This window comes from Serratia sp. CY44782 (assembly GCF_052168715.1).
Lineage (GTDB): Bacteria > Pseudomonadota > Gammaproteobacteria > Enterobacterales > Enterobacteriaceae > Serratia > Serratia nevei.
The window spans coordinates 1-14,591 of sequence record NZ_JBJNME010000013.1 but is presented as its reverse complement, the minus strand read 5'-3'; the positions used below and the strand labels follow the sequence as shown (position 1 = coordinate 14,591).

At 57.7% G+C, this 14,591-nt stretch carries 14 protein-coding genes and 1 rRNA gene; 7 read left to right on the top strand and 8 right to left on the bottom strand.

The features are described from left to right. Window positions 1-180 precede the first annotated feature (180 nt). From glnL to ACJ8HT_RS22125, 3 genes are all read left to right on the top strand, one after another. Window positions 181-1,230: a nitrogen regulation protein NR(II) gene (gene glnL, locus ACJ8HT_RS22135; protein ID WP_004931246.1), complete on the top strand. Its 1,050-nt coding sequence runs from the start codon at window positions 181-183 to the stop codon at window positions 1,228-1,230. Between the two features lie 8 nt (window positions 1,231-1,238). Further along, a complete protein-coding gene (gene glnG / locus ACJ8HT_RS22130) occupies window positions 1,239-2,651 on the top strand; it encodes a nitrogen regulation protein NR(I) (protein ID WP_015379452.1) in 1,413 nt (470 codons plus the stop codon). Between the two features lie 112 nt (window positions 2,652-2,763). Next, window positions 2,764-2,886: a YshB family small membrane protein gene (locus ACJ8HT_RS22125; RefSeq protein ID WP_015379453.1), complete on the top strand. Its 123-nt coding sequence runs from the start codon at window positions 2,764-2,766 to the stop codon at window positions 2,884-2,886. 34 nt (window positions 2,887-2,920) lie between these two features. On the opposite strand, the gene hemN is transcribed toward ACJ8HT_RS22125, so the two are convergent. Next, window positions 2,921-4,294 (bottom strand): oxygen-independent coproporphyrinogen III oxidase, encoded by a 1,374-nt coding sequence (gene hemN, locus ACJ8HT_RS22120; protein ID WP_149571876.1) that lies wholly within the window; start codon window positions 4,292-4,294, stop codon window positions 2,921-2,923. Window positions 4,295-4,476: 182 nt separating this feature from the next. Next, on the bottom strand, window positions 4,477-5,016 hold the full coding sequence (gene yihI, locus ACJ8HT_RS22115; RefSeq protein ID WP_197653433.1) for a Der GTPase-activating protein YihI: 540 nt from the start codon (window positions 5,014-5,016) through the stop codon (window positions 4,477-4,479). Window positions 5,017-5,750: 734 nt separating this feature from the next. On the opposite strand from yihI, the gene yihA reads away from it, so the two are divergent. Then, window positions 5,751-6,395 (top strand): ribosome biogenesis GTP-binding protein YihA/YsxC, encoded by a 645-nt coding sequence (yihA, locus tag ACJ8HT_RS22110; RefSeq protein WP_019452177.1) that lies wholly within the window; start codon window positions 5,751-5,753, stop codon window positions 6,393-6,395. A 276-nt stretch (window positions 6,396-6,671) separates the two neighbouring features. On the opposite strand, the gene ACJ8HT_RS22105 is transcribed toward yihA, so the two are convergent. Both ACJ8HT_RS22105 and polA read right to left on the bottom strand, forming a co-directional pair. Further along, window positions 6,672-6,719 carry a spot 42 RNA, inhibition of DNA synthesis gene (locus tag ACJ8HT_RS22105; protein ID WP_071892919.1) on the bottom strand — a complete coding sequence of 16 codons (48 nt, stop codon included), beginning with the start codon at window positions 6,717-6,719 and terminating at the stop codon, window positions 6,672-6,674. Between the two features lie 191 nt (window positions 6,720-6,910). Further along, window positions 6,911-9,709, bottom strand: coding sequence for a DNA polymerase I (polA, locus tag ACJ8HT_RS22100; RefSeq protein ID WP_197653432.1), 2,799 nt, complete (start codon window positions 9,707-9,709; stop codon window positions 6,911-6,913). A 497-nt stretch (window positions 9,710-10,206) separates the two neighbouring features. On the opposite strand from polA, the gene ACJ8HT_RS22095 reads away from it, so the two are divergent. Then, the gene (locus tag ACJ8HT_RS22095; RefSeq protein ID WP_197653431.1) at window positions 10,207-11,103 is read left to right on the top strand and encodes an acyltransferase; all 897 of its coding nucleotides are present in this window, start codon (window positions 10,207-10,209) and stop codon (window positions 11,101-11,103) included. A 42-nt stretch (window positions 11,104-11,145) separates the two neighbouring features. On the opposite strand, the gene dsbA is transcribed toward ACJ8HT_RS22095, so the two are convergent. The 3 genes from dsbA to ACJ8HT_RS22080 form a co-directional block, all read right to left on the bottom strand. After that, window positions 11,146-11,769 (bottom strand): thiol:disulfide interchange protein DsbA, encoded by a 624-nt coding sequence (gene dsbA, locus ACJ8HT_RS22090; RefSeq protein WP_004931264.1) that lies wholly within the window; start codon window positions 11,767-11,769, stop codon window positions 11,146-11,148. 29 nt (window positions 11,770-11,798) lie between these two features. Next, a complete protein-coding gene (locus tag ACJ8HT_RS22085) occupies window positions 11,799-12,785 on the bottom strand; it encodes a serine/threonine protein kinase (RefSeq protein ID WP_197653430.1) in 987 nt (328 codons plus the stop codon). A 98-nt stretch (window positions 12,786-12,883) separates the two neighbouring features. Continuing rightward, a complete protein-coding gene (locus tag ACJ8HT_RS22080; RefSeq protein ID WP_004931268.1) occupies window positions 12,884-13,153 on the bottom strand; it encodes a YihD family protein in 270 nt (89 codons plus the stop codon). A gap of 148 nt (window positions 13,154-13,301) precedes the next feature. Here ACJ8HT_RS22080 and mobA point away from each other — a divergent pair, with 148 nt between their 5' ends. Next, a complete protein-coding gene (gene mobA, locus ACJ8HT_RS22075) occupies window positions 13,302-13,892 on the top strand; it encodes a molybdenum cofactor guanylyltransferase MobA (RefSeq protein ID WP_194572386.1) in 591 nt (196 codons plus the stop codon). Beyond that, complete coding sequence (gene mobB, locus ACJ8HT_RS22070) at window positions 13,889-14,407, top strand: molybdopterin-guanine dinucleotide biosynthesis protein MobB (RefSeq protein ID WP_194572387.1); 519 nt, start codon at window positions 13,889-13,891, stop codon at window positions 14,405-14,407. Before mobA ends, mobB begins: the two co-directional genes overlap by 4 nt. 72 nt (window positions 14,408-14,479) lie before the next feature. On the opposite strand, the gene rrf is transcribed toward mobB, so the two are convergent. Further along, window positions 14,480-14,591, bottom strand: a 5S ribosomal RNA gene (gene rrf / locus ACJ8HT_RS22065); the annotation flags it as partial.

The following is a 14,591-nucleotide window of genomic DNA, read 5'->3' as shown; positions in this document are numbered from 1 at the left end:
CGTCTGCACAGGCGGGCGGCGCCCACATTTTTGTTATCGCTTTTTTGTTGCCGTGGAAACTTTCAGCCCATCTTCGGATGGGTTTTTTTCTCCACCGTATTTTCTGCAAAACTATTCCATACCGCGCCGATCCCGGATGGAGTAGGATAGATGCACTAAAAAGGTGCAGGAGTCTGCTGTATGGCAACTGGCAAGCTGCCCGATGCTGGGCAGATCCTCAATTCACTCATCAACAGCATCCTGCTGTTGGATGACTCACTGGCGGTTCACTACGCCAACCCGGCGGCACAGCAGCTGCTGGCGCAAAGCTCCCGCAAGCTGTTCGGCACGCCGCTGCCCGATTTGCTCGGTTATTTTTCGCTGAACGTCTCTTTGATGCGCGAAAGCCTGCGCGCCGGTCAGGGCTTCACCGACAACGAAGTGACCCTGGTGGTCGACGGCCGCGCGCATATCCTTTCCCTGACCGCTCAGGCGCTGCCGGAAGGCTATATCCTGGTCGAGCTGGCGCCGATGGACAATCAGCGCCGCCTGAGCCAGGAACAGCTGCAGCATGCCCAACAGGTGGCGGCTCGCGATCTGGTGCGCGGTTTGGCGCACGAGATTAAGAATCCGCTGGGCGGCCTGCGCGGCGCGGCGCAGCTGCTGGCCAAGGCGCTGCCCGATCCGGCGCTGACCGAATACACCAAGGTGATCATTGAGCAGGCCGATCGGCTGCGCAATCTGGTGGATCGCCTGCTCGGCCCACAGCGGCCCGGCCAGCACATTACCCAGAGCATTCATCAGGTCGCGGAGCGCGTCTGCCAGCTGGTGTCGCTGGAAATGCCGGATAACGTCACGCTGGTGCGCGACTACGATCCGAGCCTGCCGGAAATGGCCCACGACCCGGATCAGATTGAACAGGTGCTGCTGAACATCACCCGCAACGCGCTGCAGGCGCTGGGCGAGGCGGGCGGCACCATCACGCTGCGCACCCGCACCGCGTTTCAGATTACGTTGCACGGCACCCGCTACCGCCTGGCGGCGCGCATCGACGTCGAAGACGACGGCCCCGGCGTACCGGCGCAGCTGCAGGACACGCTGTTCTACCCGATGGTCAGCGGCCGTGAAGGCGGTACCGGCCTGGGATTATCCATCGCCCGCAATCTTATCGATCAGCATTGCGGAAAAATTGAATTCAACAGTTGGCCAGGTCATACCGAATTCTCGGTCTACCTGCCCATTCGTCAGTGAGGTTTGCTATGCAACGAGGGATAGTCTGGATCGTCGATGACGATAGCTCCATCCGCTGGGTGCTTGAGCGCGCGCTCACCGGCGCGGGCCTGAGCTGCGCCACCTTCGAAGGCGGCAATGACGTGCTGGAAGCCTTGGCCACGCAAACCCCCGACGTGCTGCTGTCCGATATCCGCATGCCGGGTATAGACGGCCTGGCGCTGCTCAAGCAGATCAAACAGCGCCATCCGATGCTGCCGGTGATCATCATGACCGCGCATTCGGATTTGGACGCCGCCGTCAGCGCCTATCAGCAAGGGGCCTTCGACTACCTGCCGAAGCCGTTCGACATCGACGAAGCGGTGGCGCTGGTCGAGCGCGCCATCAGCCATTATCAGGAGCAGCAGCAGCCGGTGCGCAGCCAGCCGGCCAGCGATCCGGCGGCGGACATCATCGGCGAAGCGCCGGCGATGCAGGACGTGTTTCGCATCATCGGCCGGCTGTCGCGTTCGTCGATCAGCGTGTTGATCAACGGCGAATCCGGCACCGGCAAGGAACTGGTGGCGCATGCGCTGCACCGCCACAGCCCGCGCGCCAAGTCGCCGTTCATCGCCCTGAACATGGCCGCCATCCCCAAGGATCTGATCGAGTCCGAGCTGTTCGGCCACGAGAAAGGCGCCTTCACCGGCGCGAACCAAATCCGTCAGGGCCGCTTTGAACAGGCCGACGGCGGCACGCTGTTCCTCGACGAGATCGGCGATATGCCGCTCGACGTGCAAACGCGCCTGCTGCGGGTGCTGGCGGACGGCCAGTTCTACCGGGTCGGCGGCTATGCGCCGGTGAAGGTCGACGTGCGCATCATCGCCGCCACGCACCAGAACCTGGAGCTGCGGGTGCAGGAAGGCAAGTTCCGCGAGGATCTGTTCCACCGCCTGAACGTGATCCGCGTACACCTGCCGCCGCTGCGCGAGCGCCGTGAAGACATCCCGCGGCTGGCACGCCACTTTCTGCAGATCGCCGCCAAAGAGTTAGGCGTCGAGGCCAAGAACCTGCACCCGGAAACCGAAACCGCGCTGACACGCCTGCCCTGGCCGGGCAACGTGCGCCAGCTGGAGAACACCTGCCGTTGGCTGACGGTGATGGCCGCCGGGCAGGAAGTGCTGATCCAGGATCTGCCGGGTGAGCTGTTCGAAACCGCCGCGCCGGAGAGCCCCAGCCACAGTCTGCCGGACAGCTGGGCCACGCTGCTGGCGCAGTGGGCCGATCGCGCGCTGCGTTCCGGTCATCAAAACCTGCTATCGGAAGCGCAGCCGGAAATGGAGCGCACGCTGCTCACCACCGCCCTGCGCCACACCCAGGGGCACAAACAGGAAGCCGCGCGCCTGCTGGGCTGGGGGCGCAATACCCTGACCCGCAAGCTCAAAGAGCTGGGCATGGAATAGGAGCGGGATGGATGATGAAAAACGTAGTCCGGCGCACAAAAAAACGCCAATCGCAGGCTTTACAGCCGGTGCGGGCGCAGTATGATCGTGTCGCACACTCTGGAGGTTGACGATGCTGGACTCATTCATCGTATTCATTTCTCAGGGCGCGGAGCTGGGCTCCGCCGCCAGCCACACCCCGCAGGCGGCGGTTGCCGCGGTGTTGTGCGCCGCGCTGATTAACTTCTTCAGTTAAAAAAACAGCCGCATCAGCGGCTGTTTTTTCATCCTCAGATCACCCGTGAGAATTGCTGGCTGCGCGCCTGTTGCCGCAGATAGCGGTCAAAACACATGCAGATATTGCGGATCAGCAAGCGTCCGCGCGGCGTGACGCGGATGCCCTGCTCGTCCCGCTCCACCAGCCCATCGCGTTCAAACGGCGCCAGCAGCTGCAGGTCTTCGGCGAAGTAAGCGGTAAAGTCGATGCCGTATTGCCGTTCGAGCGGCTGATACGCCAACCGGAAATTGCAGATCAGGGTTTTGATCAGATCGCGCCGCAGGCAATCGTCGTCCGTCAACGCCAGCCCGCGCCACAGCGCATTACCCTGCGCCTGTACGCTATCATAGTAATGCTTCAGCTCTTTCTGGTTCTGCGCATAGCTGTCGCCTAGCATGCTGATGGCCGACACGCCCAGCCCCAGCAGATCGCTGTCGCCCTGGGTGGTGTAGCCCTGGAAATTGCGGTGCAGCTTGCCTTCGCGTTGAGCGATTGCCAGCTCGTCGTCCGGGCGCGCAAAGTGATCCATGCCGATGAACTGATAGCCGGCGCCGGTCAAGAAAGCGATGCTCTGCTGCAGGATATCCAGCTTCTGCTGCGCGCCCGGCAGATCGGCGTCTTTGATTTTGCGCTGGGCGGCGAACAAGTTCGGCATATGCGCATAGTTGAACACGCTGAGGCGATCGGGATTCAGCTCAGCCACCCGCTGCAGCGTGAAAGCGAAGCTTTCCGGCGTCTGTTTCGGCAGGCCGTAGATCAGATCGATATTGGTCGAGCGGAAGCCCAGCGCTTTGGCCCGCTCAATCAGGGCGAAGATAAAGGCCTCGTCCTGCTCGCGGTTGACCAACTGCTGCACCTGCTTGTCGAAATCCTGCACCCCCATGCTCAGACGGTTAAAGCCTTCTGCGCGTAAATGATCGAGCACATCCAGCTCTATCTCGCGCGGATCGACCTCGATCGACATCTCCGCATCGGGCAGGAAATCAAAGTGTTCGCGCAGCAACGCCACCAGCCGGCTGATTTGCGCTTTATCCAGGTAGGTCGGCGTACCGCCGCCCCAGTGCATCTGGCCGACCTTACGGCCGGCGAACAGCGGCGCACGGCTGGCGATCTCTTGCGCCAAAACGTTCAGGTATTCGTCGGCCTTGTGCGTCTGGCGCGTCACCAGCTTGTTGCAGCCGCAGAAGTAGCACAGCTTATGGCAGAAAGGGATATGCACGTACAGCGACAGCGGCCGCTCAGGGTAGCGCGCAGCGGCGCGTTGAAACGCCGCTTCGTCGTAGCGCTGGTTAAACTCCAGCGCCGTGGGGTATGAGGTATAACGCGGCCCTGAGTAGTTATATTTTTGGATCAGGGCCAAATCCCAGACAATCGTCTGCTCTGACATGCTCACTCCTTCCGATATCTTTTTCTACCGGGCCGGGAGAGGGGCGGTTGTCTGCGCTGTCTGGCCACGGAAGCGCTGCGAAAACGCGCTTTGCGCTTAGACAGCCGCCATAGTTTACCGAATAACCACAGCAGATAACACATCAAGAGTAGGGCTATTGTCGGGATTAGCCACATAGTGCGTTAAAAAGCGTCTTTCGGATTGCCGCCTTTCAGCAGCTTCAGAATATCTTCCTGCTTCTCTTCTTCTTCGTCGTCGTCTTCGCCCAGTTCGATGCCCAGCACCTCCATCAGCACATCGATGCGATCCAGCGTCTTGTCGACATACGCTTGCTCTTCCGCGTTCAGCGTTTCGCCGTCGTCGATGCGATCCAGCAGCGCGTTCAGGCGCTCGTCATTTTCCAGCTTCGCCAGCTCTTCTTCCGGCGACAGGCGCGGTTTCGCTTCGGCCTTTGGTTTCGGCTGCGGTTTGGCCTTCACTTTGGTCTCGTCGACCACCAGCGCAACCGGCACTTTACTGCCGATACGCGGATCTTTGGCTGCCGCCGCCGATTTGTTTTTCTGGCTGCCGGACTCGACCTGGGTGCGCGAACCGGAAGCGAGGCCACGGCGCTTTTTCAGGCGTTTGCGCTCGCGCGCTTCCTGATCGAGCTCCATACGGCTTTTCTTTTTCGTTTTTGACTTCGCCGCGCTGCCGCGAGGTGCTTTTGATGGCTGGTTCATAGCGTGTGCTCTTAGGTATGTAGATTCAGTATAGAATTGCGGCGGAATCTAGCAGAAAGCGGACAAAGAAAAAAGGCGGCAGGTTAAACCTGCCGCCTATTTCGCACCTTCTCGCGAAGGGTATTCCTGTTACGCGCTCCTTGCGTACATGCAACATCCCGGTTTTTCCCTCTGCTATAACCGCATTCCCTGCCACTACGTCCTTCATCCTGAAAGAAAAATCGTCCATGGCGCAATCCATTCGCATCCGCTCTTCCCGAGCGCGCTTCCTGCGGGCATCCAAATTGCCGATACTTCACCATCCGATGTGCCTGCCGCCTATTCCGGTGCGAAAGGGTCACTTCCTTTTGCGTTCATCCTGGCACTCATTGCACGCCCTGTGCATTCCCTGAGATTTGTCATCCTTCCCGGATGTTCCCTAATCCTGCGCAACCCTGCGTTAACGACTACTTTACGTTATTGTTGCGAAGGCTCAAGGCACCTGACGCCGATTTGGATGACATTTCCCTACAACGAAAAAACAACATGTTGTTTTTAAAATAAAAACAGAAATATCACTTTCGAATAAAGCGACATTACCCGCGATTCGAATGGCAAATGTCTCACAACCTACGCGCGGCATAACTGTCGTTTTATCGCGTCCCGCCGCTTAAAAACCGAGAAACACGCCATTTTTACCGCTGATGCAGTTATAATCGCCAACCAGTTAGCCATCCTCACGGAGACGAAAAATTTTGACCAGCAAGAACTACAACTATCATGTGACCCATTTCGTCACCAGCGCACCCGATATTCGCCATCTGCCGGGGGATGCAGGAATTGAAGTCGCCTTTGCCGGCCGTTCCAACGCCGGGAAATCCAGCGCGCTGAATACCCTGACCAACCAAAAAAGCCTGGCGCGCACCAGTAAGACGCCGGGGCGCACCCAGCTTATCAACCTGTTCGAAGTGGAAGACGGCATCCGCCTGGTCGACCTGCCGGGTTACGGCTACGCCGAAGTGCCGGAAGAGATGAAGCGCAAATGGCAGCGCGCGCTGGGCGAATACCTGCAGATGCGCAACAGCCTGAAGGGCCTGGTGGTGCTGATGGATATCCGCCATCCGCTGAAAGATCTCGACCAGCAGATGATCCAGTGGGCGGTCGACGTCGGCACTCCGGTGCTGGTTCTGCTGACCAAGGCCGACAAACTGGCCTCCGGCGCACGCAAGGCGCAGCTCAATATGGTGCGTGAAGCGGTGCTGCCGTTTATGGGGGATATCCAGGTTGAAGCCTTCTCGTCGCTGAAGAAGATCGGCGTCGACAAGCTGCGCCAGAAGCTGGATACCTGGTTTAACGAGATCCCGCCGGAAGTGCTGCCGGAAGACGAAGCCGGCGAATAAGCCCAGGCTGAACGCCAGAGCCGATGCCTCACCGCATCGGCTTTTTTATGCTCGCAGTTCAGCCACTAGCGGGATTTTTGTTATCTAATTACAGTTTTGAAATAAAGTTATCATAAAAACTTATCGCCAGGGCGGGCTGATCTCGCCGGATTACGGCGTTGAGGGAGCGGAAGCGGGAACGGAAAGCGATGCGGAAAGATAGGAAAAATGTATGGTTTGCTGCTGTTTTTACAATAAAAAACGCCCCAGTCAATACTGACTGGGGCGGCTAAATATTCAGCCAAATCCGATTACGTGAAGTAAAAGGTCTGAAAGATAGAACATCTTACCTCTGTACCCTACGCCTGTAACTCTACATCATTTTTTCGCAGGGCAAAAGAATTTTTTGTAGTTTACTTACACAATTTGCGGCGCAAGAACGGCGAAGTTGGGGAAACTATCGCCGCATCTTGTAGCTTAATTACGAAAAATGCTTAGGTTCTCGCCAGTTAGCACATCCGGCGATAAACCGGCGATCAGTGCGCCTCATCCCAGTTCATGCCGACGCCCACGTCGACCTTCAACGGCACCGCTAGCGTCATGCTGCCCTCCATCAATTGGCGGATACGTTGGCTGGCTTCTTCGATCACCGACTCGTGCACCTCAAACACTAATTCATCGTGCACCTGCATGATCGCCCGCACCAGCGGCTTCTCCTGCCCTTGCAGCCAGGCGTCGACCTCGATCATCGCACGTTTGATAATGTCGGCCGCCGTGCCCTGCATCGGGGCGTTGATGGCGGCACGCTCGGCCGCCTTGCGGCGCATGGCGTTGCTGGAGCGGACGTCCGGCAGATACAGGCGGCGCCCATCCAGCGTGCTGACATAGCCCTGTTCGGAAGCCTGCTGGCGGGTACGCTCCATGTAGTCCAGCACGCCCGGGTAACGCTCGAAGTACAGATCCATATAGCGCTGGGCTTCCCCACGCGGGATCCCCAGCTGACGCGCCAGGCCGAAGGCGCTCATGCCGTAAATCAGACCGAAGTTAATCGCCTTGGCGCTGCGGCGCTGTTCGCCGGTCACTTTATCCAACGGCACGCCGAAGACTTCCGACGCCGTGGCGCGGTGAATGTCTTTCCCTTCGGCGAAGGCCTTCAGCAGCCCTTCATCCTGTGACAGATGCGCCATGATGCGCAGCTCGATCTGTGAGTAGTCGGCCGCGACGATGCGGTAACCTTCCGGCGCGATAAAGGCCTGGCGAATGCGTCGCCCTTCATCGTTGCGCACCGGGATGTTCTGCAGGTTCGGATCGCTCGAGGAGAGACGCCCGGTCGCGGTCACCGCCTGATGGTACGAAGTATGCACCCGGCCGCTGACCGGATTGATCATCAGCGGCAGCTTGTCGGTATAGGTGGTCTTCAGCTTCGCCAGGCCGCGGTATTCCAGGATCACCTTCGGCAGCGGGTAGTCCAGCGCCAGCTCGGCCAGCACTTCTTCGTTAGTGGAGGGCGCCCCGCCCGGGGTTTTCTTCAGCACCGGCAGTTTTTGTTTTTCGTACAAGATCGCCTGCAGCTGCTTGGTCGACGCCAGGTTGAACGGCTCTTCCGCCAGCTCATGAGCCTGCGCCTCCAGTTCCGCCAGACGCTTGGCTAGCTCCTGGGAGTGGGCCGACAAAATTGCCGGATCGATCAGCACCCCGGTGCGTTCAATATGCGAGAGCACCGGCAGCAGCGGCATTTCAATCTCGTTGAACACCGTCAGCAGCTCTGCGCTCTGCTGCAGCTGCGGCCACATCGCCAGGTGCAACTGCAGCGTGACATCGGCGTCTTCGGCGGCGTAAGGCGCCGCCTGCTCCAGGGCGATCTGGTTGAACGTCAGCTGGTTTTTACCCTTGCCGGCGATCTCTTCGAAGGTGATGGTCTTGTGGCCCAGATAACGATCGGCCAGGCTGTCCATATCATGACGGCCGCCGACGCTGTCCAGCACATAGGACTCCAACATGGTGTCGTAGGCGATGCCGCGCATCTCAATGCCGTAGCGCGCCAGCAGGCTCATGTCGAACTTCAGGTTTTGCCCGACCTTCAGCGCTTTATCGTCCTCCAGCAGCGGCTTTAGCGCTTCCAGCACGTAGGCGCGGTCCAGCTGTGGCGGGGCATCCAGATAATCGTGCGCCACCGGCAAATAAGCCGCTTCGCCCGGTGCGATCGCGAAGGACAGGCCGATCAGGTTGGCGGTCAGGGTATCCAGGCCGTCAGTTTCGGTATCAAAGGCAAACACGTCGGCCTTTTTCAGCCGCGCCAGCCAGTCGGTAAAGGTCGCTTCATCCAGGATAGTGACATACCCATCCTGGGACAGCTTGGCCTCCGCCAGCGCTTTCGGCGCTTCCGCGGCGACGGCCGGTTTGGCGCCGCCGGCAGCTTTCGCACCCGCGCCTTTCTTGTTCTCCAGCCATACGCCGGCCTCTACGTCCGCCAGCCAGCGTTTGAACTCGTACTGTTTGAACAGCTGTTGCAACGTATCGACATCCGGCTCGGACACCGTCAGCTCAGCGCACGTCAGATCCAGCTCGACGTCGGTTTTGATCGTCGCCAGCTTATAGGAGAGATACGCAACCTCTTTATTCTGCTCCAGCTTGGCCGCCATCGTTTTGGCACCGCGGAAGCTCAGCGTGGCGATGCTATCCAGATTGCCGTACAAGGCATCCAGCCCGCCGATGCCCTGCAGCAACGCCTGGGCGGTTTTCTCGCCCACACCCGGCACGCCGGGAATGTTGTCCGATGAATCGCCCATCAGCGCCAGGAAGTCGATGATCAGCTCCGGCGGAATACCGTACTTGTCGCACACTTCCTGCGGGCCAAGGATCGTGTTGTTCATGGTGTTGATCAGAGTAACGTTCGGCGTCACCAGCTGCGCCATGTCTTTGTCGCCGGTGCTGATCAGCACCGCATGGCCTGCCTTTTCGGCCTCCAGCGCCAGCGTACCGATAACGTCGTCCGCTTCAACGCCGGGCGTCACCAGCAGCGGCAGGCCCATCGCCTTGACCATGCTGTGCAACGGCTCGATCTGCGCTCGCAGATCGTCCGGCATCGGCGGCCGGTGCGACTTGTATTCGGCGAACAGCTCATCGCGGAAAGTCTTCCCTTTGGCATCAAACACCACGGCAACGTGGCTCGGTTGATACTGCAGCAACAGGCTGCGCAGCATATTCAGCACGCCGTACATCGCACCGGTCGGCTCGCCCGCCGAGTTGGTCAGCGGCGGGAAGGCGTGATAAGCGCGGTAGAGGTAGGAGGAACCGTCAACCAGGATTAGTGGGTTTTCTGCAATCTGGGCCATAGCGTTTCTTTATCGTGATCGGACATAGGGGTAAGCATGCCATAGCTGGCCGCCGGAGACGAACCTTAGCGTGCATTACGGACGAAAATGATGTGATGGTGCGTGAGGATCCGCAAGATCTTTCCTGTGGATAACTTTGTGCATAGAAAAGAGACCGAATTATAACGCTGCGATTATCGTTATAACGGCGAATAAAATTCCTATTTAAATCACCGCGTTAAAAGAACGAATTCCGGCGACGCTTTATTACTGGCTTTTATTGAATTTGTGGATATAACTTTCGCCGGATTTTAATCGCACTATTAATCAAATTCGGCGCCTCAATTACCCTAGCACAAACTGGAAAAGTTGCACGAAAACTCAGCAAATGGTTATCCCATGAGACGAAAAACAGTGATTTTTAGCGGCGCTTTACCCCGGTGATTTCTGTTAAAATATGTTTTTGTTCATGCGCTTCGGCATGCAACGATGTTCTCAACAACCGTCAGCCCATAACCATGCCAAGATTGTTAACGCCTGTTATCTTTATCATTTCCGTCATACTCACGATTCTGGTGACGGTGTTGTGTTCTATCCCCATCACGCTGGCTGGCATCGTGAAACTCCTGGTGCCTATTCCCGCCGTTTGGCGATATATCTCGGCTTTCGCCGATTTCATGATGTGGTGTTGGTGTCAGGGGTTGGCGCTGTTATTGCGCATTAACGGGCAATTGCGTTGGGATATTGAAGGGCTGGAAGGACTGGATCGTAAAAACTGGTATCTGCTGATCAGCAACCACGAAAGTTGGTCAGACATTGTCGTATTGTGCGTGCTGTTCAGAAATCATATCCCAATGAACAAGTACTTCCTCAAGCAACAGTTAGCCTGGGTGCCTTGTGTCGGTCTGGCCTGCTGGGCGCTGGACATGCCATTCATGAAGCGCTACTCCCGCGCCTATTTGCTTAAGCATCCGGAAAAGCGCGGCAAGGATATCGAAACGACGCGCCGTTCCTGCGAAAAATTCCGCCAGCGTCCAACCACTATCGTCAATTTCGTCGAGGGTTCGCGCTTCACTGAAGCCAAGAAAATTAAAAGCAATTCGCCGTATCGCAATTTGCTGGCGCCCAAAGCCGCCGGCATTGCGTTTACGCTCAGCGCGCTGGGCAATCAGTTCGACAAAGTGTTGAACGTTACCCTGCTCTATCCGGAAAATAACCAACGGCCCTTTATGGATATGCTGTGTGGGCGGCTGACGCGTATCGTGGTAAGAATAGAAACGCTGCCGATCGATGAAACCCTGCACGGGGACTACTTCAACGACAAACAGTTCAAGCGGCGCTTCCAGCTGTGGCTGAATACGCTGTGGCAGGAAAAAGATCGGTTGCTGGATAAATTGAAGCGGCAATACGGGTAAAAAAACGCCGGCAATGCCGGCGTTTTTCATGCTGAATCAGGCTTATTTCTGCTGGCTAAGGAATTTAACCACGTCGGCGAACTGCTTCACGTACGCGTCCATCGAGCTGGTGTCCAGGCCATCGTTTTTAACCATGTATTTGCCGTTCACGAATACCGCCGGCACACCGCGCAGCTGCAGATCTTCCGCGGCTTTCTCCTGTTGAACCACCAGAGATTTCACCACGAAGCTGTTCCAGGCCGCATCATAATCAGCGGCGGTCACGCCCGCTTTCACGAAGACGTTACGGATATCGTCCGGCGTTTGCACGGTCTGGGTTTTCTGCACCGCTTCAAACATCAGCGGGCTTACTTTGTCTTCCACACCCAGCGCCATCGCGACCGCCCATGCCTGAGTCAGCTGTTTGCCCAACGGCCCCAGGAACTCCACGTGGTACTTGGTCATTTTGGTGCCGGCAGGCAGCGCCTTCTTCACGTTTTCGGACACGTGATAGACCTGCTCGAACTGATAGCAGTGCGGGCAGTAGAAGGAGAAGAACTCCAGCACCTGCGGCTCGCCGGTCACCGGCTTGTCCAGGGTCACGTACTGAGCGCCATCGCTAAACTGTGCCGCCGAGGCACTGAATGCCATCACCATGCCAACGAGCGCCAACCATATTTTTTTCATAAGACTAAACTCTCCATTGTGTTAAAGCTTCAATACATTGGCGTCAGCTGCAGAGGAGGCTCCTGCAACAGCTTAACCTGTTCGGTGAAGGCCGCAGTCTGAGACAACCAGAAATCAGACTCCGCCATCCACGGAAAACTCTTAGGAAAGGCCGGATCCTGCCAACGGCGGGCGACCCAGGCCAGGTAATACACCATGCGCATCGCCCGCAGCGGCTCGATCAACGCCAACTCGCGCTGATCGAACTCGGCAAATTCACCGTACGCCTCCAGCAAGACGTCCAGCTGCATCAGTTGATCGCGGCGTTCGCCGTGCAGCAGCATCCACAAGTCCTGCACCGCCGGGCCATTACGTGCGTCATCAAGATCGACGAACAGCGGGCCGTCGCGCCACAGAATATTGCCCGGATGGCAATCACCGTGCAAACGGCGCGGCTGCCAGTTCAGATGCCAGTGCAGCTTGATCGCCGCGATCAGGTTATCCGTCGCCTGCAGGAACCCCTCACGCTGCGCTGCCGGCAACAGCTCGCAACCGGCCAGCACCTGACGCGGGGCGGTGAGATACTCTTCAACCCCCATCGTCGGCCGCTCGGCGAACAAACGCTCACCGCCGACCTGATGGATACGCCCCAAGAAACGACCCACCCATTCCAACTGATCCAGGTTGTCTATCTCGTACTGCCGCCCGCCCACGCTGGGGAACAGGGTAAAGAAGAACCCAGCGTGCGTATGCAGCGTAGCGCCTTGCAACGCCAACGGCGCTACCGCCGGGATCTCCGCCTTCGCCAGATCCAGAGCGAACTGGTGCTCCTCACCGATCTGCGCAGCGCTCCAGCGCTCCGGGCGGTAAAACTTCACCACGTAGCGCCGGCGATCTTCGTCCATAAACTGATAGACGCGGTTCTCGTAGCTGTTCAGCGCCGTCAGACCGGAGTCGACGCGCAGGCCAACCCCTTCTAGCGCGTCCATAATCAAGTCGGGCGACAGAGTGTCGAAATTAAAAGCAGAGTTATTCATAACGTTCGTTTGATCGCTGACAGCACGGTGCCGGGAATGAGAAATAGTAGCATTAATGGCGCGTTTCACGAGCTATGCTTTCTCGCACCGCACGAAGGTCAGTCCTTAATAACCCCGCGAGCGCGCAACAGCGCCGTTTTAAAATCTTCTTCGTAATCTTTCTTCAGGCCCGGGATCTGATCCGTGCCGGCGCTGCCGCGCATTTTCAGGTGGTAAATAAGAATATCATCGCTCAGCTCGGACAACTCGCCCTGGAAGCCCGCTTCCTTCGCCAGTTTTTGCAAAAACTGCATCAAATTGAGATCGGGATCTTCCTGCCAGGCCGGGTGCAACAGCTCGATCAACTCGTTTACGCGATGCGTTTTCATCTCAATATCGTCCAATAGCATGAATAAACTCACAAAGTAACAGGCTTACCCACGCAGTGAAAGAACCGGCTTGTCAATAAAGGTAAATCCTGATGTCACGCCGGCTTTAGCGCTACAATCAGCGCATCGACAAGGCGGGATAAACGAGATGCATAAAGAAATCAGCGGCGTAATTTTGGCCGGCGGGCGAGCCACGCGCATGGGCGGTGAGGATAAAGGCCTGGTGTCGATTGGCGGTATCGCACTCTATCAGTATGTTCTGGCCCGGTTACGGCCGCAGGTGGCTTCCGTCGCCATCAGCGCCAACCGCAATCAGGCACGCTACCAGGCGAGCGGTTTGCCGGTGATTGGCGATCTGACGCCCGATTTCGCCGGGCCGTTGGCCGGGATGCTCGCCGGCCTCAAGCAATCTCCCAACGAGTGGGTGGCCTTCGTCCCTTGTGACGTCCCCGACTTTCCCGCCGACTTAATCGCTCAGCTATGGCAGCAAAAAGGCGCAGCGCCAGCGGCCTTTGCCAGCGATGGTGAACGAGATCACCCTACGCTGGCGTTATTGCATACCCAAATAGCACCACAGCTGGCCAACTATCTGGCGCAGGGTGAACGTAAGCTGATGCTGTTCTTGCATCAGATTAACGCACAACGCGTGGTGTTCAGTGGGCAACAAGCGGCATTTCATAATCTGAATACGCCGGAAGACTGCCGGAATTGGCAGCAAGCACGAGAGCTAAAGAAATGAATCGTTCATTGCCCCCCTTGCTGGCCATCGGTGCCTATAGTGGAACGGGAAAAACCACCCTGCTCAAACAGTTGATCCCGATGCTGAAACAGCGCCAGGTAAGGGTTGGGTTGATAAAGCATACGCATCATGACATGGATGTGGATACGCCGGGCAAAGACAGCTATGAGCTACGCAAAGCGGGTGCCGACCAAACGCTGGTCGCCAGCGATCGCCGCTGGGCATTAATGACCGAAACGCCGGAACAACAACCTTTGGACCTGCGCTACCTGGCAGAACGTTTTGATGCCGATAAGGTCGATTTGATTCTGGTGGAAGGGTTCAAACATGAGCCGGTCAGCAAGATCCTGCTTTATCGGGCCGCGATCGGCAGACCGTTGGAAGACATGCTGGATCAGTTTGTCGTGGCAGTAGCCAGCGATCGGCCGCTATCCATCGCGGCTAAGCAATTGGATCTCAATCAACCGGAAAGCATTGCCGATTTTATTGTCGAGTGGTTGAACGGCGCAGCGTAGCTGCGCTTTTTTGCGTTTTACGCATAGCAAAAAGCCCTGAACGTCAGTTCAGGGCTTTCGGCTTTATTTGATGCCTGGCAGTGTCCTACTCTCGCATGGGGAGACCCCACACTACCATCGGCGCTACGGCGTTTCACTTCTGAGTTCGGCATGGGGTCAGGTGGGACCACCGCGCTATTGCCGC

Coding starts and splice junctions, on each gene's coding strand:
- glnL (WP_004931246.1), top strand. CDS start 181: ATGGCAACTGGCAAGCTGCCCGATGCTGGGCAGATCCTCAATTCACTC.
- glnG (WP_015379452.1), top strand. CDS start 1,239: ATGCAACGAGGGATAGTCTGGATCGTCGATGACGATAGCTCCATCCGC.
- ACJ8HT_RS22125 (WP_015379453.1), top strand. CDS start 2,764: ATGCTGGACTCATTCATCGTATTCATTTCTCAGGGCGCGGAGCTGGGC.
- hemN (WP_149571876.1), bottom strand. CDS start 4,294: ATGTCAGAGCAGACGATTGTCTGGGATTTGGCCCTGATCCAAAAATAT.
- yihI (WP_197653433.1), bottom strand. CDS start 5,016: ATGAACCAGCCATCAAAAGCACCTCGCGGCAGCGCGGCGAAGTCAAAA.
- polA (WP_197653432.1), bottom strand. CDS start 9,709: ATGGCCCAGATTGCAGAAAACCCACTAATCCTGGTTGACGGTTCCTCC.
- ACJ8HT_RS22095 (WP_197653431.1), top strand. CDS start 10,207: ATGCCAAGATTGTTAACGCCTGTTATCTTTATCATTTCCGTCATACTC.
- dsbA (WP_004931264.1), bottom strand. CDS start 11,769: ATGAAAAAAATATGGTTGGCGCTCGTTGGCATGGTGATGGCATTCAGT.
- ACJ8HT_RS22085 (WP_197653430.1), bottom strand. CDS start 12,785: ATGAATAACTCTGCTTTTAATTTCGACACTCTGTCGCCCGACTTGATT.
- ACJ8HT_RS22080 (WP_004931268.1), bottom strand. CDS start 13,153: ATGAAAACGCATCGCGTAAACGAGTTGATCGAGCTGTTGCACCCGGCC.
- mobA (WP_194572386.1), top strand. CDS start 13,302: ATGCATAAAGAAATCAGCGGCGTAATTTTGGCCGGCGGGCGAGCCACG.
- mobB (WP_194572387.1), top strand. CDS start 13,889: ATGAATCGTTCATTGCCCCCCTTGCTGGCCATCGGTGCCTATAGTGGA.